The following is a 13,905-nucleotide window of genomic DNA, read 5'->3' as shown; positions in this document are numbered from 1 at the left end:
GCGGCTCCTGCGGCCTGGATCGTGTCGCTCATGTCTCGTCGTAGGCGAGGACCTGCACGGGCACCGGGTCGTCGTGCACCGACCCGCCCGAGTCGGTGGTCCAGCAGGGGTGGAGGTATCCACGGTCGGCGTCTGCGTCCAGGTTCTGCGTCTCCGGCTCTTCCCGGATGATCCGCAGGAGCAGGTTGAGCGCGAACTCGGGGGCTTTGTCCACGACGAAGACCGACGGATCGTCTCCTGAGCCGAACGGCGAAGGCTGATTGCGAGGCTCCTCCGGCGGCGTACTCGGATCGAAGCCGTAGGTCTTCTCCGCCATCGGGTCCTCCCTGAGCGGATAGAGCTCCCGAGGTGGCAGCGCAAGGAACTGTCCGTACAGCGGCGAAGTGAGGAGCAAGTCGTCCGGCGGGATCAACCCCACCAGCGCCATGTAGTTGAACGCCTGGTCGGCGGCCTGCCACAGTCCGAGTTGGGCCTCGAACAGGCGATGGGCGATCTGGGGCCCCACCGGAGACTGCGCGAGCGCGGTCAGGCCGTCCGAGGTGACCTGAGTGGGTTCCGGTTCGTCGCCTCCGACGAGGGCGTCCCAGACGTCCGAGACCCCGGCCGCGCAGTCACCCTCTTCGACCAGCCCGACGATGCACGCGATGGCGAACACAAGCAGGAAGACGATCAGGCCGGCCCAGCCGCAGGCTCCGCCGTTACTGCTCGTCTGGTCCGTCGTGTCCGCGCCGGTCACGTCGTCGCCGCCTGAGACGGTACCCCCGCCGGACTGCGGGTAGAGCAGAGGTTCCTGGCTTTGAGGGATGCCGCCGTTGGAGGTCGCCGCGACGACCGCTCCCAGCGCTCCGGTCAGCGGCTGGGGCAACTCGGGGCGGCGAATGACCTCGTACAAGTCGAGTTGTCGGAGCACGCGGCGCAACCCGAGATCGATGTCCGGCAACGGTGGCGACTGCGCCGGATCGTAGGCGTCCTGGAGCGCCTGGGCGAGGAGCCGTGCCATGGGTGACGGAGTGGGGTCGCCGGAGGCAGGCACCCGAGGGCGCAGCTTGTCCGCCAGCGCGCCCGGTCCTGGGACGGCGAACTGACCGGCGCACCAACTGCCGACGGCGTTGCGGGCGAGACGGTCGCGGAAGCGGTGGCTGCGGCGCGGTCCCCCGACTCCGTGTCCCAGGTAGGCGGAGCCGGTGACATTCCCGGCGTACGCGGCCAACGCGCCGACGGCGAGGGCCGTGGCGGCAGGATCCCCGCCGGCCCGGTCGAAGAGGCTCCGCGCAAACGCGGCGCCCCGCCGTGCGAGGAACGTGTCGCCGTACCCCCAGGCGGAAAGAGGCAGATCGGACTGGCGCGGATGCGGTGGCAGATGCTTCAAGGGACGCAAGTCGCCGCGCAGTTGCTGGATCTCAGACTCAAGCTTCTTGGCGTCCCGGAGCAGTTCGACCATGCGGGACATCGCACCGTTGAACGCATCCACCGCGCCCGGTGCGTCGGGCGCGCTGACCGCCGACTCCACCGCCTTGCGGACCTCACCGACTCCGTCGTAGAGGGCGCCGCCTCGTTTCCACAGTGCCCCGGCCGAGCCGAGCAGCGACGCCTCGGTGCCGTCGGAAGCAGCCTGGGCGAGCACCTGGTCGACGAACAGCCCGATCAGGGCTGCGCTTTCCTCGGAGGAAGCACTACCGATGAGTTCCTGCAGCCGGGCCTGTTCGGTCGGGGACACCCCACCGGCCGCCTCGGCCTGAACTCGTAGTTGGTCCTGGACGGCGACGTGGGCGTAGTAGTCGATCATCTGGCTCTCCCGGATGGCGTACCTGCGTACGGGGCAAGCGGTCGTCCACTACGCCCCGTAGGAGGCGACGTGGCATACGGAGCGTACGGTCAGATAGCGGAGAGTAGTCGGACCGGCGCGCGAGTCGCCCCGACGTCTGGGGGGCTGGTGCCGTGACGGCGTAGTTCGCTGGTCGGTGTCGTCGGATGGACGTCCTCGGGACGCCCCATCGATCACCGTCGGCGGCGACGGCCAGACCTGCACTATGGCGGGGGGACGGGGAAGAAGCCCACTTCCGCGGCCTGGAAGGTGCGAGCCGATGCGTTGCCAATGCTGGGGCGCGTGGGGATGGCGACGGTCCGGCAGACGGCTGAGATGATCACGGCGGGGGAGTCGGCGCAGCGCAGCCGGACAACGGGCTGCCCCGGATCCCGTGTCGTACGGTCCGCCGCGGCGATCGCGCCCAGCTTCCGCAACGGATCGCGCCGTACCGGCGGTGCCGCCGGTACGGCCGAAAGACCTGAACCGATACCGGGAATCAGGCCGCGACGAGCTCCTGCTCGCGGTCCGGCATCTCGACCTTGGGCTTCTTGTTCGGCAGCGAGAGCCGGAAGACCTTGTGCCACGCGGAGAACACCTGCTTGGGCAGCGGCCCGGTGACGTAGTCCAGCTCGTACTTCTCGAACAACGCGCGCACCTTCACCGCGACCTCGGCGTACCGGTTGCTCGGCAGGTCAGGGAACAAATGATGCTCGATCTGGTGCGACAGGTTGCCGGTCATGAAGTGCATGGCCTTGCTGCCGCTGATGTTCGCCGAGCCCATCATCTGGCGCAGGTACCACTGGCCGCGCGTCTCGTCCTTGATCGACCGGCGCTCGAAGACCTGCACACCCTCGGGGAAGTGACCGCACATGATCACCGAGTGGGTCCAGACGTTGCGCACCACGTTCGCGGTGAACGTGGCGGCGAGCGTGCTGAAGAACGACGGACCCGACAGCAGCGGGTGGATCACGTAGTCCTTGAGCACCTGCTTGCGGATCTTGCGGCCCACCGCCTTGGCACGCGCGCGGAACTCCGGACTCTTGCGGCGGCTCTTGCTCAGGTTCTTGCCGAGCTCCAGGTCGTACGCAGCGATGCCGTACTCGAAGAAGCAGGCATTGATGAAGTTCCACAGCGGCTGGCCGAGGTACACCGGGTGCCACTTCTGGTCCTCGTCGACGCGCATGATGCCGTAGCCGAGGTCGTTGTCCTTGCCGATCACGTTGGTGTACGTGTGGTGCAGCTCGTTGTGCGAGTGCTTCCACTGCTCGGCCGGCGAGACGTGGTCCCAGTCCCAGGTGGTGGAGTGGATCTTCGGGTCCCGCATCCAGTCCCACTGGCCGTGCAGGATGTTGTGGCCGATCTCCATGTTGTCCATGATCTTCGCCACGGACAGACCGGCGGTGCCGATCAACCACGCGGGCGGGAAGATCGAGAACAGCAGTACGCCCCTACTGACCAGCTCGAGCTTGCGCTGCGCCGAGATGACCTTGCGGATGTAGGCGGCGTCCTTCTCGCCGCGGCCGGCGATCACCCCGTCGCGGATCGCGTCCAGCTCGCGGCCAAGCTCCTCGATCTGCTCCGCGGTCAGGTGGGCGGTGGGGTCGATGGCGGTCAAGTTGTTCCTACCGTTCGATGTCGCAGGGGCCCGCCGCGGCGGACACGCAGGTCTGGATGAGGACGCCCGGCTCGGCCTCGGTGATCTCGCCGGTGCGCAGGTCGCGGACGGCGCCCGCCTTGAGCGGCGTGACGCAGCCGAAGCAGATGCCCATGCGGCACCCGGACGGCATGAGCACGCCGGCCTCCTCGCCGACGTCCAGCAATGGCGTGGCGCCGTCCGCGTCGACGGTCTTGCCCGTGGTGCTGAACGTGACCTCGCCACCGTCGCCGGCGACGACGATGCTGGGGCGGAAGCGTTCGGTGTGCAGACGCTCTTGGACGCCGTGCCTGGTCCAGTGCTCTTCGGCGGCGTCGAGCAGGCCCGCGGGCCCGCAGGCCCAGGTCTCGCGCTCGGCCCAGTCGGGCACGAGTTCGTCGAGGCGGCCGATGTCGAGCATTCCGTCCGTGTCGGTGTGCAGCTCGGTGAGACGCAGCTTCTTGTCCGCGACCAGGTCGTGCAGATCGCTGCGGAAGATCACGTCGAGGGGCCGTGGCGCGGAGTGGACCATGACGACGTCGTCGAACTCCGTGTCGCGCAGCATGCCCATCACCGGCGTGATGCCGCTGCCGGCCGTCAGGTAGAGCACCTTGGCCGGCTTGGCCCGCGGCAGCACGAAGTCACCTGTCGCCTGGTCGAGCTGGATCAGCGTGCCCGGTTTCGTCCTGCGGACCAGGTGGTTGCTGACCTTGCCGTCCGGGATCGCCTTCACGGTGATCGTGAAGCGGCCGTCCCGGCGGTTTGTCGGTGAGGTGAGCGAGTAGGCACGCCACAGGCGCACCCCGTCGACGTCGACCCCGATCCGTACGTACTGACCGGCTGTGTGGCCGCGCCAGCCTCGTCCCGGCCTGATCACGATGGTCGCGGCGTCGTCCGTCTCGGGGTGGACGGCCTCGATGCGCCCACGCAGGTCGGCGCCCGCGCGCAGCGGGCTGACCAGGTCGAGGTAGTCCGACGGCAGCAGCGGCGTCGTGGCCATCTCCAGCAGCTTCCAGGCCCTGCTGCGGAGGGTTGCACTCGTCATGACTCCAGCTTGATGCGCTGCCGGGCGTAAAGTCCTGTCCGTAGGACGTAAATCTGGTCGGCAAAATTGTTCGCAGGGAACAAAAAATGAGCCATGCAATTCAGAGAGTCACCGAACTGGCCCTGGATGAGGCGACGGTCACCGTACTTCGGGCCGAGCTGAAGACCACCGCCGACGAGATCGTCCAAGCGATCATCGACGAGGTCCCTCCCTACGCCAACGCCCTATCGGGCCGCATGGGCGGCACCATCCGCCGAGCCGTCCGCACCGCCCTGGGGCACTACCTGAACGTCGCGAGCGGCAACGCCACGGGCGGCGACGCCGGTGACGCGGCCTACGAGCTGGGCCGCGGCGAGGTGCGCGACGGCCGTTCCATGGACGCCCTGCTCGGCGCCTACCGCGTCGGCGCCCGCGTGGCCTGGCGATGCCTGGCCGCGGGTGCCGTACCCGCAGGACTGCCTGCCGCCGAGGTCGCCAAGTTCGCCGAGCTGACCTTCGCCTACATCGACGAGCTCTCCGCCGCGAGCGCCGCGGGCCACGCCGACGAACTGGCCGCCCAGGGCCGGGCGCATGAGCGCCATCTGGAACAACTGGTCCGCGACCTCCTCGCCGGCGCGAGCCCGGACGCGCTGGTGGCCTCTGCTCAACGGGCCGGATGGCAGCCTCCGGTTTCGCTGACCGCGGTCCTGCTGCCCGCCGCCCAAGCCCGCCCCGCCTACCGCACGCTCGACCCGAACACCCTCGTCCTCGACGATCTGGCGGACGCCTCCGGCGTGCTGCTGGTCCCCGATGCCGATCGATCACATCTGCTGAGGCAGCTGACCAACCGCGCCGCCGTGGTCGGCCCGGCCAGGCCATGGACTCGTGCGTGCGCCTCGTACGCACGAGCCGTCCGCGCGCGCTCCCTCTCCTCCGATATTCGCGACACCGAGGACTACCTGCCCGAACTGGTGCTGAGCGCCGACGTGGACGCGTTCGCAGACCTGCGTGCCCGAGCCCTCGCACCGTTGCAGACCTTGCCTGTCGCGACCGCGCGGCGGCTGGAGGAGACGTTGCGGGCGTGGCTGCTGCACCATGGCAGGCGGAACGAGGTGGCGGCGGCGTTGTTCGTCCATCCCCAGACCGTCCGGTACCGGATGTCGCAACTGAGGGAGCTCTTTCCGGATCTCGGGTCGCCGCAGCGAGTCCTTGAACTGACACTGGCGGTCGGTCCTCGGGTCAGCTGACGGGTTCTTCGACCGTCAGCGACCGCGCCCGCCGGCAGGGCGGTTGCAAGTGACACGACGAGCAGCAAGGTCGGGGGACTTTCGGGCGGGCGTGGTGGTCGCGGTACGACCAGGTATGGGCGACCTCGGCATCCTCGATCGACGTCGACTACATGGTCCCGTTCGCCGAGGCCTGGGGCTCCGGCGCCGCGGCCCGGAGCGCGACGCGGTGTGAGGCCCACGCGGACGACCAGGGCGCGCCGAACCGTCCGACCGACGTCTCGGGCGGTTCCAACCGTTCGAAGGCGCCCAGGACCCGGCGGCCCGGCTCCCGGTACCGGCGGACCGCTGCACGTATGCCGCGGACTGGGTGGAGGACAGGCTGCGTTGACAGCTGACAGCTGACAGCTGACAGCTGACGGCGGACGCCGCCGAGCGGGACGTGCTGACCCGCCTCGCCGAGGCCTGGGCGCCTGACCGGCATCGGTCTGCTCTCGTGGGTGGGGCCGATGGTCGGCGGTGGCCGCCGAGAACCTGATGGGTGGAGTGTCAGGCAGCTGCACCATCAATCTGCTCCTAGGTGGCAGGCGTCGTAACGCCAGCGCTGGGCGGCAGAAGCGGAAGGGTGAGTACCGCGTGTCTGTCGTCGTAGGACGGGCACCGGTGACGCATGACTTCGATTGTTGTGGTCGCCTCCGGGCTGGCCCAGGACAACAGACCTGACGGCCCTCCATGGTTCAAGTGGGCGTTCTTGGCGGTGTGGCTCGCGCTCGCGCCCTGGGTCATTTACAAGCTGCATCGAGGCGGCTACTTCAAGAGGCGGCGCTGACGCCCCATCCACCTTCCTTCAGAGTCGCAGTAGTAGCTATGGGGGCACCCACCCTGGCTGGGGGAGGTGCGTGCGGCGCAGCCGCCGCGGGCGAAGGCGCTGACCAGGTTCCGGTACCCGCTGATGCCGTCGACCGGGCTGTACTCGATCCGGCACTCCGGGTCCGACCTGCCTTCCCCCTTGCGCAGTGTCGTGATCCGGGCGATGGAGTCCGCGTAGTGGACCGAGTACTGCTCCGCGCTCGGCGCGGCGGCATCCGCGGGGTACTCCTGAGCTCGTGTTTCCGATCACGGCACCGGCTGTCATCTCGACGCGTCTCCGAAACGGATCGGCGCTCCGGAACCGTTCACCGCGCGGAGGACGTGCTGCAGTGGCTCGGGAGCGTCCTCGTCCCAGCCGGAGACGCCGATCTCGACGCTCTCCCCGGGCAGCAGGGTCACCGGTCCGCGGTCCGCGCCGGCGTGGGGGTGCAGGCGGTCCGCCTGGAGGAGCAGGTCCCTGATGAGAGTGTGCGCTGTCACCGTTACGCGCGTGCCGTTGTCCTCTCGGGTGACCTTGACGATCGCCTCCGCGGGCGGATAGGCGAACTCCCGGTCGGGCACGGCGAAGTGGAGGGCGCGCAGGTTGCCTGTGTCCGCGACGACGAACTCGCGGCGCGGGTCGATCGGTGTCGTCAGGGTGTCGGGGAGTTCGATGTCGGCCACGGTTCGGGCCGGGACGTCGAAGGGAGCCTCGTGGTCCTCCAGTGTGTCGCCGTCGGTGTCGAGTCGGCGTACAGAGGCTTGACCGGTCCACGATGTCGCGCTCTGATTCACTGCGGTCAGTATCAGCCGGCCGTCCTTGCGCCTGAGGGTGAGCAGGCGGTCGGCGTAGAGGCGCCGGAGTTCGTGGTAGAGCGGTTTCTCGCGTTCGTCCCCGTCGATGGCGGCCCAACTGGTCACCGGCCAGCAGTCGTTGAGCTGCCAGAGGATGACCCCGGCACAGTGCGGCCAGTGCGCGCGCCAGTGCTCGACGCCGGTGGCGATGGCGCGTACCTGGTTGATCTGGGTCAGGTAGTGCCAGGTGTCGAAGTCTGTGGGGGCGGCGAAGTGCGGGGCGAGGCCGCGGGCGAGTTTGCCGTTGCCGTCCTCGGCCTTTTGGTGATGCAGCATGCCGGGTGAGTCGGGGGCGAGCGGCTCGTCGGTGACCGCACGGCGCAGGGTGGCGTAGGCCGGAGGTGCCTGCCAGCCGAATTCGGCGACGAAGCGGGGGACGTCGTCGCGGTAGGCGGTGTAATCGAGGCGGTTCCACACTTCCCAGGAGTGGCTGGTGCCGTGCCGGGGGTCGTTGGGGTGCAGCTCCTTCGATCCGGACCAGGGGCTGCCCGCCCAGTACGGTCGTGTGGGGTCGGTGGTGGCGATGATGTTCGGGAGGAGGTCCAGGTAGTAGCCCTCGCCCCAGGAGGCTCCGGCGAGTTGCGGCTCCCAGTCCCAGTCACGAAAGCCCCACAGGTTCTCGTTGTTGCCGTTCCACATCACCAGGGAGGGGTGCGGCATCAGGCGGATCACGTTCTCTCGGGCCTCTGCCTCGACCTCGCAGCGCAGTGGCTCCTCCTCGGGGTAGGCCGCGCAGGCGAACAGGAAGTCCTGCCAGACCATCAGGCCCAGTTCGTCGCAGATGTCGTAGAAGGGTTCGCTCTCGTAGATCCCGCCGCCCCAGACGCGTACGAGGTCGACGCCGGCGGCTGCGGCCTGGCTGAGGCGGCGCCGGTAGCGGGCCGGGTCCACCCGGGTGATGAGGGCGTCGTCGGGGATCCAGTTCACGCCGCGGACGAAGGTCCGCACGCCGTTGACCAGCAGGGTGAAGCCGCTGCCCGCGGTGTCGGCGGAGGTGTCCAGTTCGACGGTGCGAAAGCCGACGAGGCGCTCCCAGTGGTCCAGCGGCTGGGCGGGCTCGTCCGCGTCGATGAGGGTCAGCCGGCAGGCGTACCGGTGCTGGGCGCCGTGGGAACGCGGCCACCAGAGTTCGACGTCTGGCACATGGAGGTCCAAGGTGGCCGTCCCGACCCCTGGCGGGAGGGCCAGGCGTGCCTCCGCGCCTGCGACTTGAAGTACGGCTTGCAGGGTGCGTTCAGCGCCGCCCGGGGTTCGCTCGACCTCGACATGCAGCCGTATCCGGCCCGTCCCGTCGGCCAGGACGGTGACCTCCGGACGGACCTCGGCGAGCCGTGCCAGCGACCAGTGTTCCAGGCGTGCCTGCCGCCAGATGCCTGCGGTGACCAGGGTGGGACCCCAGTCCCAGCCGAAGGAACTTGCCATCTTGCGGACGAAGTTGAAGGGCTCGGGGTAGGCGTTGGGGCGCGGTCCGAGCAGCTCTCGTACACGCTCCGCCTCCTGGTAGGCGGAGGTGAAGTCGACTTCCAGCAGTGCGCTCCGCTCGCCGCGTGTCAGGTCGGTGACGTCGTATCGGTAGGAGCGGTGCATGTTGCGGGTGCTGCCGAGCTTCTCGCCACCGAGGCGGATCTCGGCGACCGTGTCCAGGCCGTCGAAGACGAGGTCGGTGCGCTCGTGTCCGGTGGCGTCCGGCGCATGGTCCAGGCGGGTGCGGTAACTCCAGTCGGCACGTCCGACCCAGGCCACGTCCGTCTCGTTGCGGTCGAGGAAGGGGTCCTTGATGAGGCCGGCGGCCAGCAGGTCGGTGTGCACGCAGCCCGGTACGGCGGCGGGGAGTGCCGCGCCCAGCAGTGCGTCCGGCGCCTGTTCGGGGCGGTGCCTGGTGGTGTTCAGGCTTACGGTCCAGCCGCTGGTGAGGGACGTGCTGACCTTCATGCGTTCTCCTTGATCGCTCACTTGGTGGCACCGGCGGCGAAGCCGTTGTAGATGAATCGCTGCAGCGCGAGGAATACGACGAGGCTGGGCACGATGACGAGGGCGGCACCTGCGGAGATCACTTCCCAATGGGCGCCGTAGGGGCCTTTGAAGCGGAACAGTGAGGTGGAGATGGTGCCGAGGTCGTCGCTCGGCATGTAGAGGAAGGGGATGTAGAAGTCGTTGTAGACGGCGACTCCCTTGACGATGACCACGGTGGCGATGGCCGGTTTGAGCAGCGGCAGGATGACGCGCCGGTAGATGGTGAAGGAGTTCGCGCCGTCCAGGCGGGCGGCTTCGTCGAGGGAGATGGGGATGGAGCGGATGAACTGCAGGAAGATGTAGATAGAGACGATGTCGGTTCCCATGTAGAGGAGAACCGGGGCCCATCGGGTGTCCATCACGCCCATGCCGTTCACGATCTGATACGTCGCCACCTGTGTGGTCACGCTGGGAACCAGCGAGGCGACCAGGAAGAGTGCCATGACGAGCTTCTTGAGGGGGAAGTGGAAGCGGTCGATGGCGTAGGCGGTCATGGAGCCGATCAGGACGGTGCCGAGCACGGAGAAGACCAGGATGAAGGTCGTGTTGCCCAGGGCGCGCAGCATGTGGCCGTCGGTGAAGGCGACCGCGTAGTTGTGCAGGTTCAGCCAGTCGTCGGGAAGAGAGAGCGCGCTGTCGTCGGCCATCTCCTTGCTGGTGCGTAGCGAGGTGAGCAGGACGGCGGCCAGCGGTACGAGGACCACGGCGCTCGCGAGTGTCAGGGAGAGGTACTTGAGGACGACAGCGGCGCGGCCGCGCAATGGGGAATTCTGCCTGCGCGAGGCTGCGGCGGGTCCGGGGGCCGTGGTCATGACTGCTCCACCCTCTCGTCCGGGAACAGGGCGCGTTGCATCCAGGTGATCAGGAGAACGAAGGTCAGCAGCACGACCGCGGCGGCCGAGGCGAGTCCCGTCTTGTTGAAGTTGAAGGCGAGCTTGATGGTCTGGATGACGAAGGTCTGGCTGTTGTTGGCGCCGCCGGTCATGACGAACGGGATCTCGAAGACCGACAGCGCTCCTGAGACGGCCAGGATGACGCTGAGCGAGATGATGGGCCGGATGCTCGGCGCGATGATGTGGCGGAACTGTTGCCAGCGGTTTGCCCCGTCGAGTGCGGCGGCCTCGTACAGATCCGGTGGGATGGACTGGATCGCGCCGATGAACAACACCATGTTCAGGCCCATGAAGCGCCAAACCGACACACCGGCGAGCGAGGTGTTGACCAGGTCGGGGTCTCCCAGCCACAGGTGTGGGCCGGCGCCGAACCAGTGCAGCACGGTGTCCAGCGTGCCGCCGGGCTGGAAGAAGTAGAGGAACACGAACCCGATCGCCACGCCGTTGATCAGGTAGGGAAAGAACAGGATGCCCTTGAAGAGGTTGCGCAGCCGGGTGTTGAAGCTGAGCACGGTGGCGAAGTACAGCGCGAGGCATATCTGCACGGCTGAGCCGGCGAGGTAGAAGAGGCTGACCCAGAAGACGCGGAAGAGTTGGGGGCGGGTGAACAGTTCCGTGTAGTTCTCCAGGCCGACGTAGTGGCTTGTCGGGCTGAGGCCGTCCCAGTCGGTCAGGCTGTAGGAGAAGAGGCTCACCACCGGCACGCACGTGAAGGTCACCAGGAATGCGAGCGGGGCGGCCAGGTACAGCCAGGGTGTGAACCAGCGGTAGCCGTGACGGCGAACGCGGCGGCGGCCTGTAGGTCCGCGCTGTTCGGCCGTGCGCGCGGGCGCGGACAGCGTGTCCAGCGGCGGCAGGTCAGGGGCGGGAGGGGTGCGACCCGCGGTCCGGGGTGCGCTCATCCGGTCCTTCTTCCGATCGCCGCTGCGGCCAGCGGCAAGTGGGCGGTGTTCTGGTGGCGGCCGTGCCGGCGGAGGTCGTCGGCGCTTCCCCGGCACGGCCACGGTGACGGGCCCGTTCGGGTCCGGTCCGGGGGGTCAGCCGAGGGAGCCCTGGGCTTCGGACCACTTCTTGTTCAGGTCCTGCAGAACGCTGTCCAGGCTGCCGTCGGCGCTCCCGCGTGCGGTGTCGACGATGCGCTGCGGGTAGTCCTGGGCGTTGAGGCCGACCTCGGAGGCTTTGTCGATCTCGTCCACGAGGGCCGTCTTGTCGTTCCTGAGGTGGACGAACTGGACGCCTGCGCTTTCGAAAGGCTTCAAGGGGGCGGGCAGCGCGGTGCCCTTGACGGAGGAGATGGACAGGGCGGCCTGGGCGTCACCGGACTTGTTGATGTACCAGTCGAGCCAGGCTCGCGCGGCTTCCTTGTTCTTGGAGTGGGCGCTGACGGCGTACTGGTAGTCGGGGCGTACCACCGAGCAGAAGTGGCCGTCCTTCTGTGTCGGGAAGGGCATGAAGCCGATGTCGTCGGGGTTCTTGCCGGCCTCCTTGGCGGCGGCCTGCATCTGCACCACGGCCCAGGATCCCAGCCACATGGTGGCGACCTGGCCGGTACCGATCAGCTTCTTGGAGCTCTCCCAGTTGGTGGTGGTCGGGTCGGTCTCGGCCAGTTTGCCGTGCACGATGTCGTAGAGCAGCTTGTCAACGGTGTGCAGATCCTGGCCGGGGGCCCAGGGTTCCTTGGTCGCGGACAGCTTGTCGTTGGCGGCGGGGTCGCAGCTCGGCGAGCCGAGAGCATTGCCCCAGTTCGTGAGCGGCCAGCCGTCGTGGTAGTTCGTGTAGTAGGGCGTCGCCTTGGTCTTCGTCCTGATGGCCTTCAGGGCGTCGAGGAACTCCTGTGGTGTGGTGGGCCAGTCCGTCACGCCGGCCTGCTTCCAGACGGCCTTGTTGTAGACGAAGCCGTTGGCCGTGCCGATGTTGGCGATGCCGTAGACCTTGGCGTCGACGGTGGCGCGGTCGGTGAAGTCGTAGGTCTTCGAGAGATCGGCGGAGGAGCCGAGGGAAGCGAAGAAGTTCGGGTACTGCTTCAGCGGAACCGAGTTGGGGATGGACAAGACGTCCCCGTAGTTCTTGCTGTTCAGCCGGATCTTGACGTCGCCCTCGTAGTCGGTGAGGCCCTGGAACTTCACGGTGACGTTCGGGTACTTCTTCTTGAAGCGGGCCGCGTAGCCCTTGAGGGTGCCGTCCTGCACCTGATCGGTGCGGTTGGTCAGGACAGTGATGGTGCCGGAGACCTGCTTGGGGTCGCCGGGTGCCGTCGCCGCGTCCGACGAGGACGCCCCGCCACCGCCCGACCCTGCACACGCCGCGAGGGTGAGCGTGAGGACGACTCCGGTGCCTGCCAGGACTGTTCTTCGCATGCCGGATCCAACTCCCTGTGCTTGAGCGGTACTTGACGGAACGCCGCACTGCCTGTCGCGCAGCGACGGACGTCTCGCCGTCGGGCGAAAGCGGCTGACGGCTGCTTAACGTAGAGGGAACACTGGGCCCTGTCCATAGAACGGTCTAGTTTGGTAAGCGCCAGGTGAATGAGCCGTCTTGGACGCAGGCTGATCTCTTTGACAGAGCGTTCAAGTGGTGGGCGCCAGCGAGGAGCTACGCCAGGGGATGCCGACTGAAGAAGTCCCACATGAGGGCGTTGGCGCTGATCTCGTGTGTGACCTTGCCGTTGCCGTTGTCGTAGGGAGAATCCGGCCAGGTGTGGCCGCCGTCGGAGATGGTGTAGAGCTCTACGTCGGCGCCGCCAGTGCATCCGCTGTACACGGTGCGCTGTACGTGAGTCGCCGCTTGGGTGAGGGTGGGTCCGGTGGTGCAGTGGTTGAGGGCGGCCCAGCGCTGCTGGGCCACGGGTACCGAGTAGCGCCACGCTGTGGCGTCACCGCCGCCGTCATACGGGTTGGTGCCGTCCTGCTGACCGTGGAAGGCGATGACCGGTACTGCGCGAGAGGGGGTGCAGCTGGTCGGGTCGGGGCGGCTGCCGTCGGCCGGGTCGGGCCGACCGGCGCGGAGGCCCGCGACCGGTGCGATGGCGGCGATCCTGTCGGACAGCAGGCACCCCAGCGCTGAGGTTAGGCGGCCGCCACCCGAGTAGCCGGTGGCATAGACGCGGGCGGGGTCGAGGCAGGCGGCGTCGGTGAGGGTGTTGATCACCTGCCGGAGGAAGCCGACGTCGTCCCGGGTGCCGCTGGGCGTCACGTTCGGCACGTTCCAGATGTAGCCGCTACCGCTGGGCACCACGCCGGTCGGTGCCGCGACGACGAAGCCCTTCGCGTCCGCGGTGGGCGCCAGGTTGCTGTATGTCAGCTGTCCCGCCCCGGTGGACTGGCTTCCGTGCAGGTCAAGGACGAGTGGCGGCAGGGCTCCCGCGGCGCGCTGTGGGATGTGCACGAGGACCTGGTAGGTCTTGCCGGCGAAGGTGACGGGTGTGTCGTACTGCCCGCTGGCGAGTCTGGGGGTGCACGAGCCCGACGGGGGAGTGGTGCCTGCGTCGGGGAGGTGCCAGGTCTGCCAGGCGTTGGTGTTGCGGTCCCAGATCTGCAGGCGGGTGGCGTTGGCGGTGCTGCCGCCGGGGACGTCGAGGTAGCGGCCGGACTGCGGGTTCTTCAGGT

Annotated in this window: 11 protein-coding genes and 1 pseudogene; 2 read left to right on the top strand and 10 right to left on the bottom strand. The window is 68.2% G+C overall.

Going from position 1 to position 13,905, the window contains the following annotated elements:
- Positions 1-28 precede the first annotated feature (28 nt).
- From AB0C62_RS34185 to AB0C62_RS34170, 4 genes are all read right to left on the bottom strand, one after another.
- Entirely contained in the window at positions 29-1,786 is a 1,758-nt protein-coding gene (locus AB0C62_RS34185; protein WP_362979918.1) for a hypothetical protein, read from the bottom strand.
- A gap of 242 nt (positions 1,787-2,028) precedes the next feature.
- Positions 2,029-2,391, bottom strand: a complete 363-nt coding sequence (locus AB0C62_RS34180; RefSeq protein WP_362979917.1) for a DUF6207 family protein — start codon at positions 2,389-2,391, stop codon at positions 2,029-2,031.
- The gene (locus AB0C62_RS34175) at positions 2,304-3,422 is read right to left on the bottom strand and encodes an acyl-CoA desaturase (protein ID WP_362979915.1); all 1,119 of its coding nucleotides are present in this window, start codon (positions 3,420-3,422) and stop codon (positions 2,304-2,306) included. The genes AB0C62_RS34180 and AB0C62_RS34175 overlap by 88 nt, the downstream gene beginning before the upstream one ends.
- A 7-nt stretch (positions 3,423-3,429) precedes the next feature.
- Positions 3,430-4,485 (bottom strand): ferredoxin reductase, encoded by a 1,056-nt coding sequence (locus AB0C62_RS34170; protein ID WP_362979913.1) that lies wholly within the window; start codon positions 4,483-4,485, stop codon positions 3,430-3,432.
- An 86-nt stretch (positions 4,486-4,571) separates the two neighbouring features.
- Here AB0C62_RS34170 and AB0C62_RS34165 point away from each other — a divergent pair, with 86 nt between their 5' ends.
- Both AB0C62_RS34165 and AB0C62_RS34160 read left to right on the top strand, forming a co-directional pair.
- The gene (locus tag AB0C62_RS34165) at positions 4,572-5,711 is read left to right on the top strand and encodes a helix-turn-helix domain-containing protein (RefSeq protein ID WP_362979911.1); all 1,140 of its coding nucleotides are present in this window, start codon (positions 4,572-4,574) and stop codon (positions 5,709-5,711) included.
- A gap of 649 nt (positions 5,712-6,360) precedes the next feature.
- On the top strand, positions 6,361-6,519 hold the full coding sequence (locus AB0C62_RS34160; protein WP_362979909.1) for a hypothetical protein: 159 nt from the start codon (positions 6,361-6,363) through the stop codon (positions 6,517-6,519).
- Between the two features lie 71 nt (positions 6,520-6,590).
- On the opposite strand, the pseudogene AB0C62_RS34155 reads toward AB0C62_RS34160, so the two are convergent.
- The 6 genes and pseudogenes from AB0C62_RS34155 to AB0C62_RS34130 form a co-directional block, all read right to left on the bottom strand.
- A pseudogene (locus AB0C62_RS34155) lies at positions 6,591-6,737 on the bottom strand (DUF6357 family protein); the annotation flags it as partial.
- Positions 6,738-6,821: 84 nt separating this feature from the next.
- Positions 6,822-9,326 (bottom strand): glycoside hydrolase family 2 protein, encoded by a 2,505-nt coding sequence (locus AB0C62_RS34150; RefSeq protein ID WP_362979907.1) that lies wholly within the window; start codon positions 9,324-9,326, stop codon positions 6,822-6,824.
- Positions 9,327-9,343: 17 nt separating this feature from the next.
- Complete coding sequence (locus AB0C62_RS34145) at positions 9,344-10,219, bottom strand: carbohydrate ABC transporter permease (protein WP_362979905.1); 876 nt, start codon at positions 10,217-10,219, stop codon at positions 9,344-9,346.
- Positions 10,216-11,202, bottom strand: coding sequence for a sugar ABC transporter permease (locus AB0C62_RS34140; protein ID WP_362979903.1), 987 nt, complete (start codon positions 11,200-11,202; stop codon positions 10,216-10,218). Before AB0C62_RS34140 ends, AB0C62_RS34145 begins: the two co-directional genes overlap by 4 nt.
- A 135-nt stretch (positions 11,203-11,337) precedes the next feature.
- Positions 11,338-12,657, bottom strand: a complete 1,320-nt coding sequence (locus AB0C62_RS34135) for an extracellular solute-binding protein (protein ID WP_362979901.1) — start codon at positions 12,655-12,657, stop codon at positions 11,338-11,340.
- Between the two features lie 235 nt (positions 12,658-12,892).
- A partial coding sequence (locus tag AB0C62_RS34130; protein ID WP_362979899.1) for an RICIN domain-containing protein occupies positions 12,893-13,905 on the bottom strand: 1,013 nt, incomplete at its 5' end.

This window comes from Streptomyces sp. NPDC048643, assembly GCF_040650615.1.
In the GTDB taxonomy this organism is placed as follows: domain Bacteria; phylum Actinomycetota; class Actinomycetes; order Streptomycetales; family Streptomycetaceae; genus Streptomyces.
The sequence above is the reverse complement of the archived record's forward strand: the minus strand, read 5'-3'. Positions and strand labels throughout refer to the sequence as shown.

What these genes read in the sequence shown, in the direction of transcription:
- AB0C62_RS34185 (WP_362979918.1), bottom strand. Translation starts at nt 1,786, where the DNA reads ATGATCGACTACTACGCCCACGTCGCCGTCCAGGACCAACTACGAGTT.
- AB0C62_RS34170 (WP_362979913.1), bottom strand. Translation starts at nt 4,485, where the DNA reads ATGACGAGTGCAACCCTCCGCAGCAGGGCCTGGAAGCTGCTGGAGATG.
- AB0C62_RS34165 (WP_362979911.1), top strand. Translation starts at nt 4,572, where the DNA reads ATGAGCCATGCAATTCAGAGAGTCACCGAACTGGCCCTGGATGAGGCG.
- AB0C62_RS34160 (WP_362979909.1), top strand. Translation starts at nt 6,361, where the DNA reads ATGACTTCGATTGTTGTGGTCGCCTCCGGGCTGGCCCAGGACAACAGA.
- AB0C62_RS34150 (WP_362979907.1), bottom strand. Translation starts at nt 9,326, where the DNA reads ATGAAGGTCAGCACGTCCCTCACCAGCGGCTGGACCGTAAGCCTGAAC.
- AB0C62_RS34145 (WP_362979905.1), bottom strand. Translation starts at nt 10,219, where the DNA reads ATGACCACGGCCCCCGGACCCGCCGCAGCCTCGCGCAGGCAGAATTCC.
- AB0C62_RS34140 (WP_362979903.1), bottom strand. Translation starts at nt 11,202, where the DNA reads ATGAGCGCACCCCGGACCGCGGGTCGCACCCCTCCCGCCCCTGACCTG.
- AB0C62_RS34135 (WP_362979901.1), bottom strand. Translation starts at nt 12,657, where the DNA reads ATGCGAAGAACAGTCCTGGCAGGCACCGGAGTCGTCCTCACGCTCACC.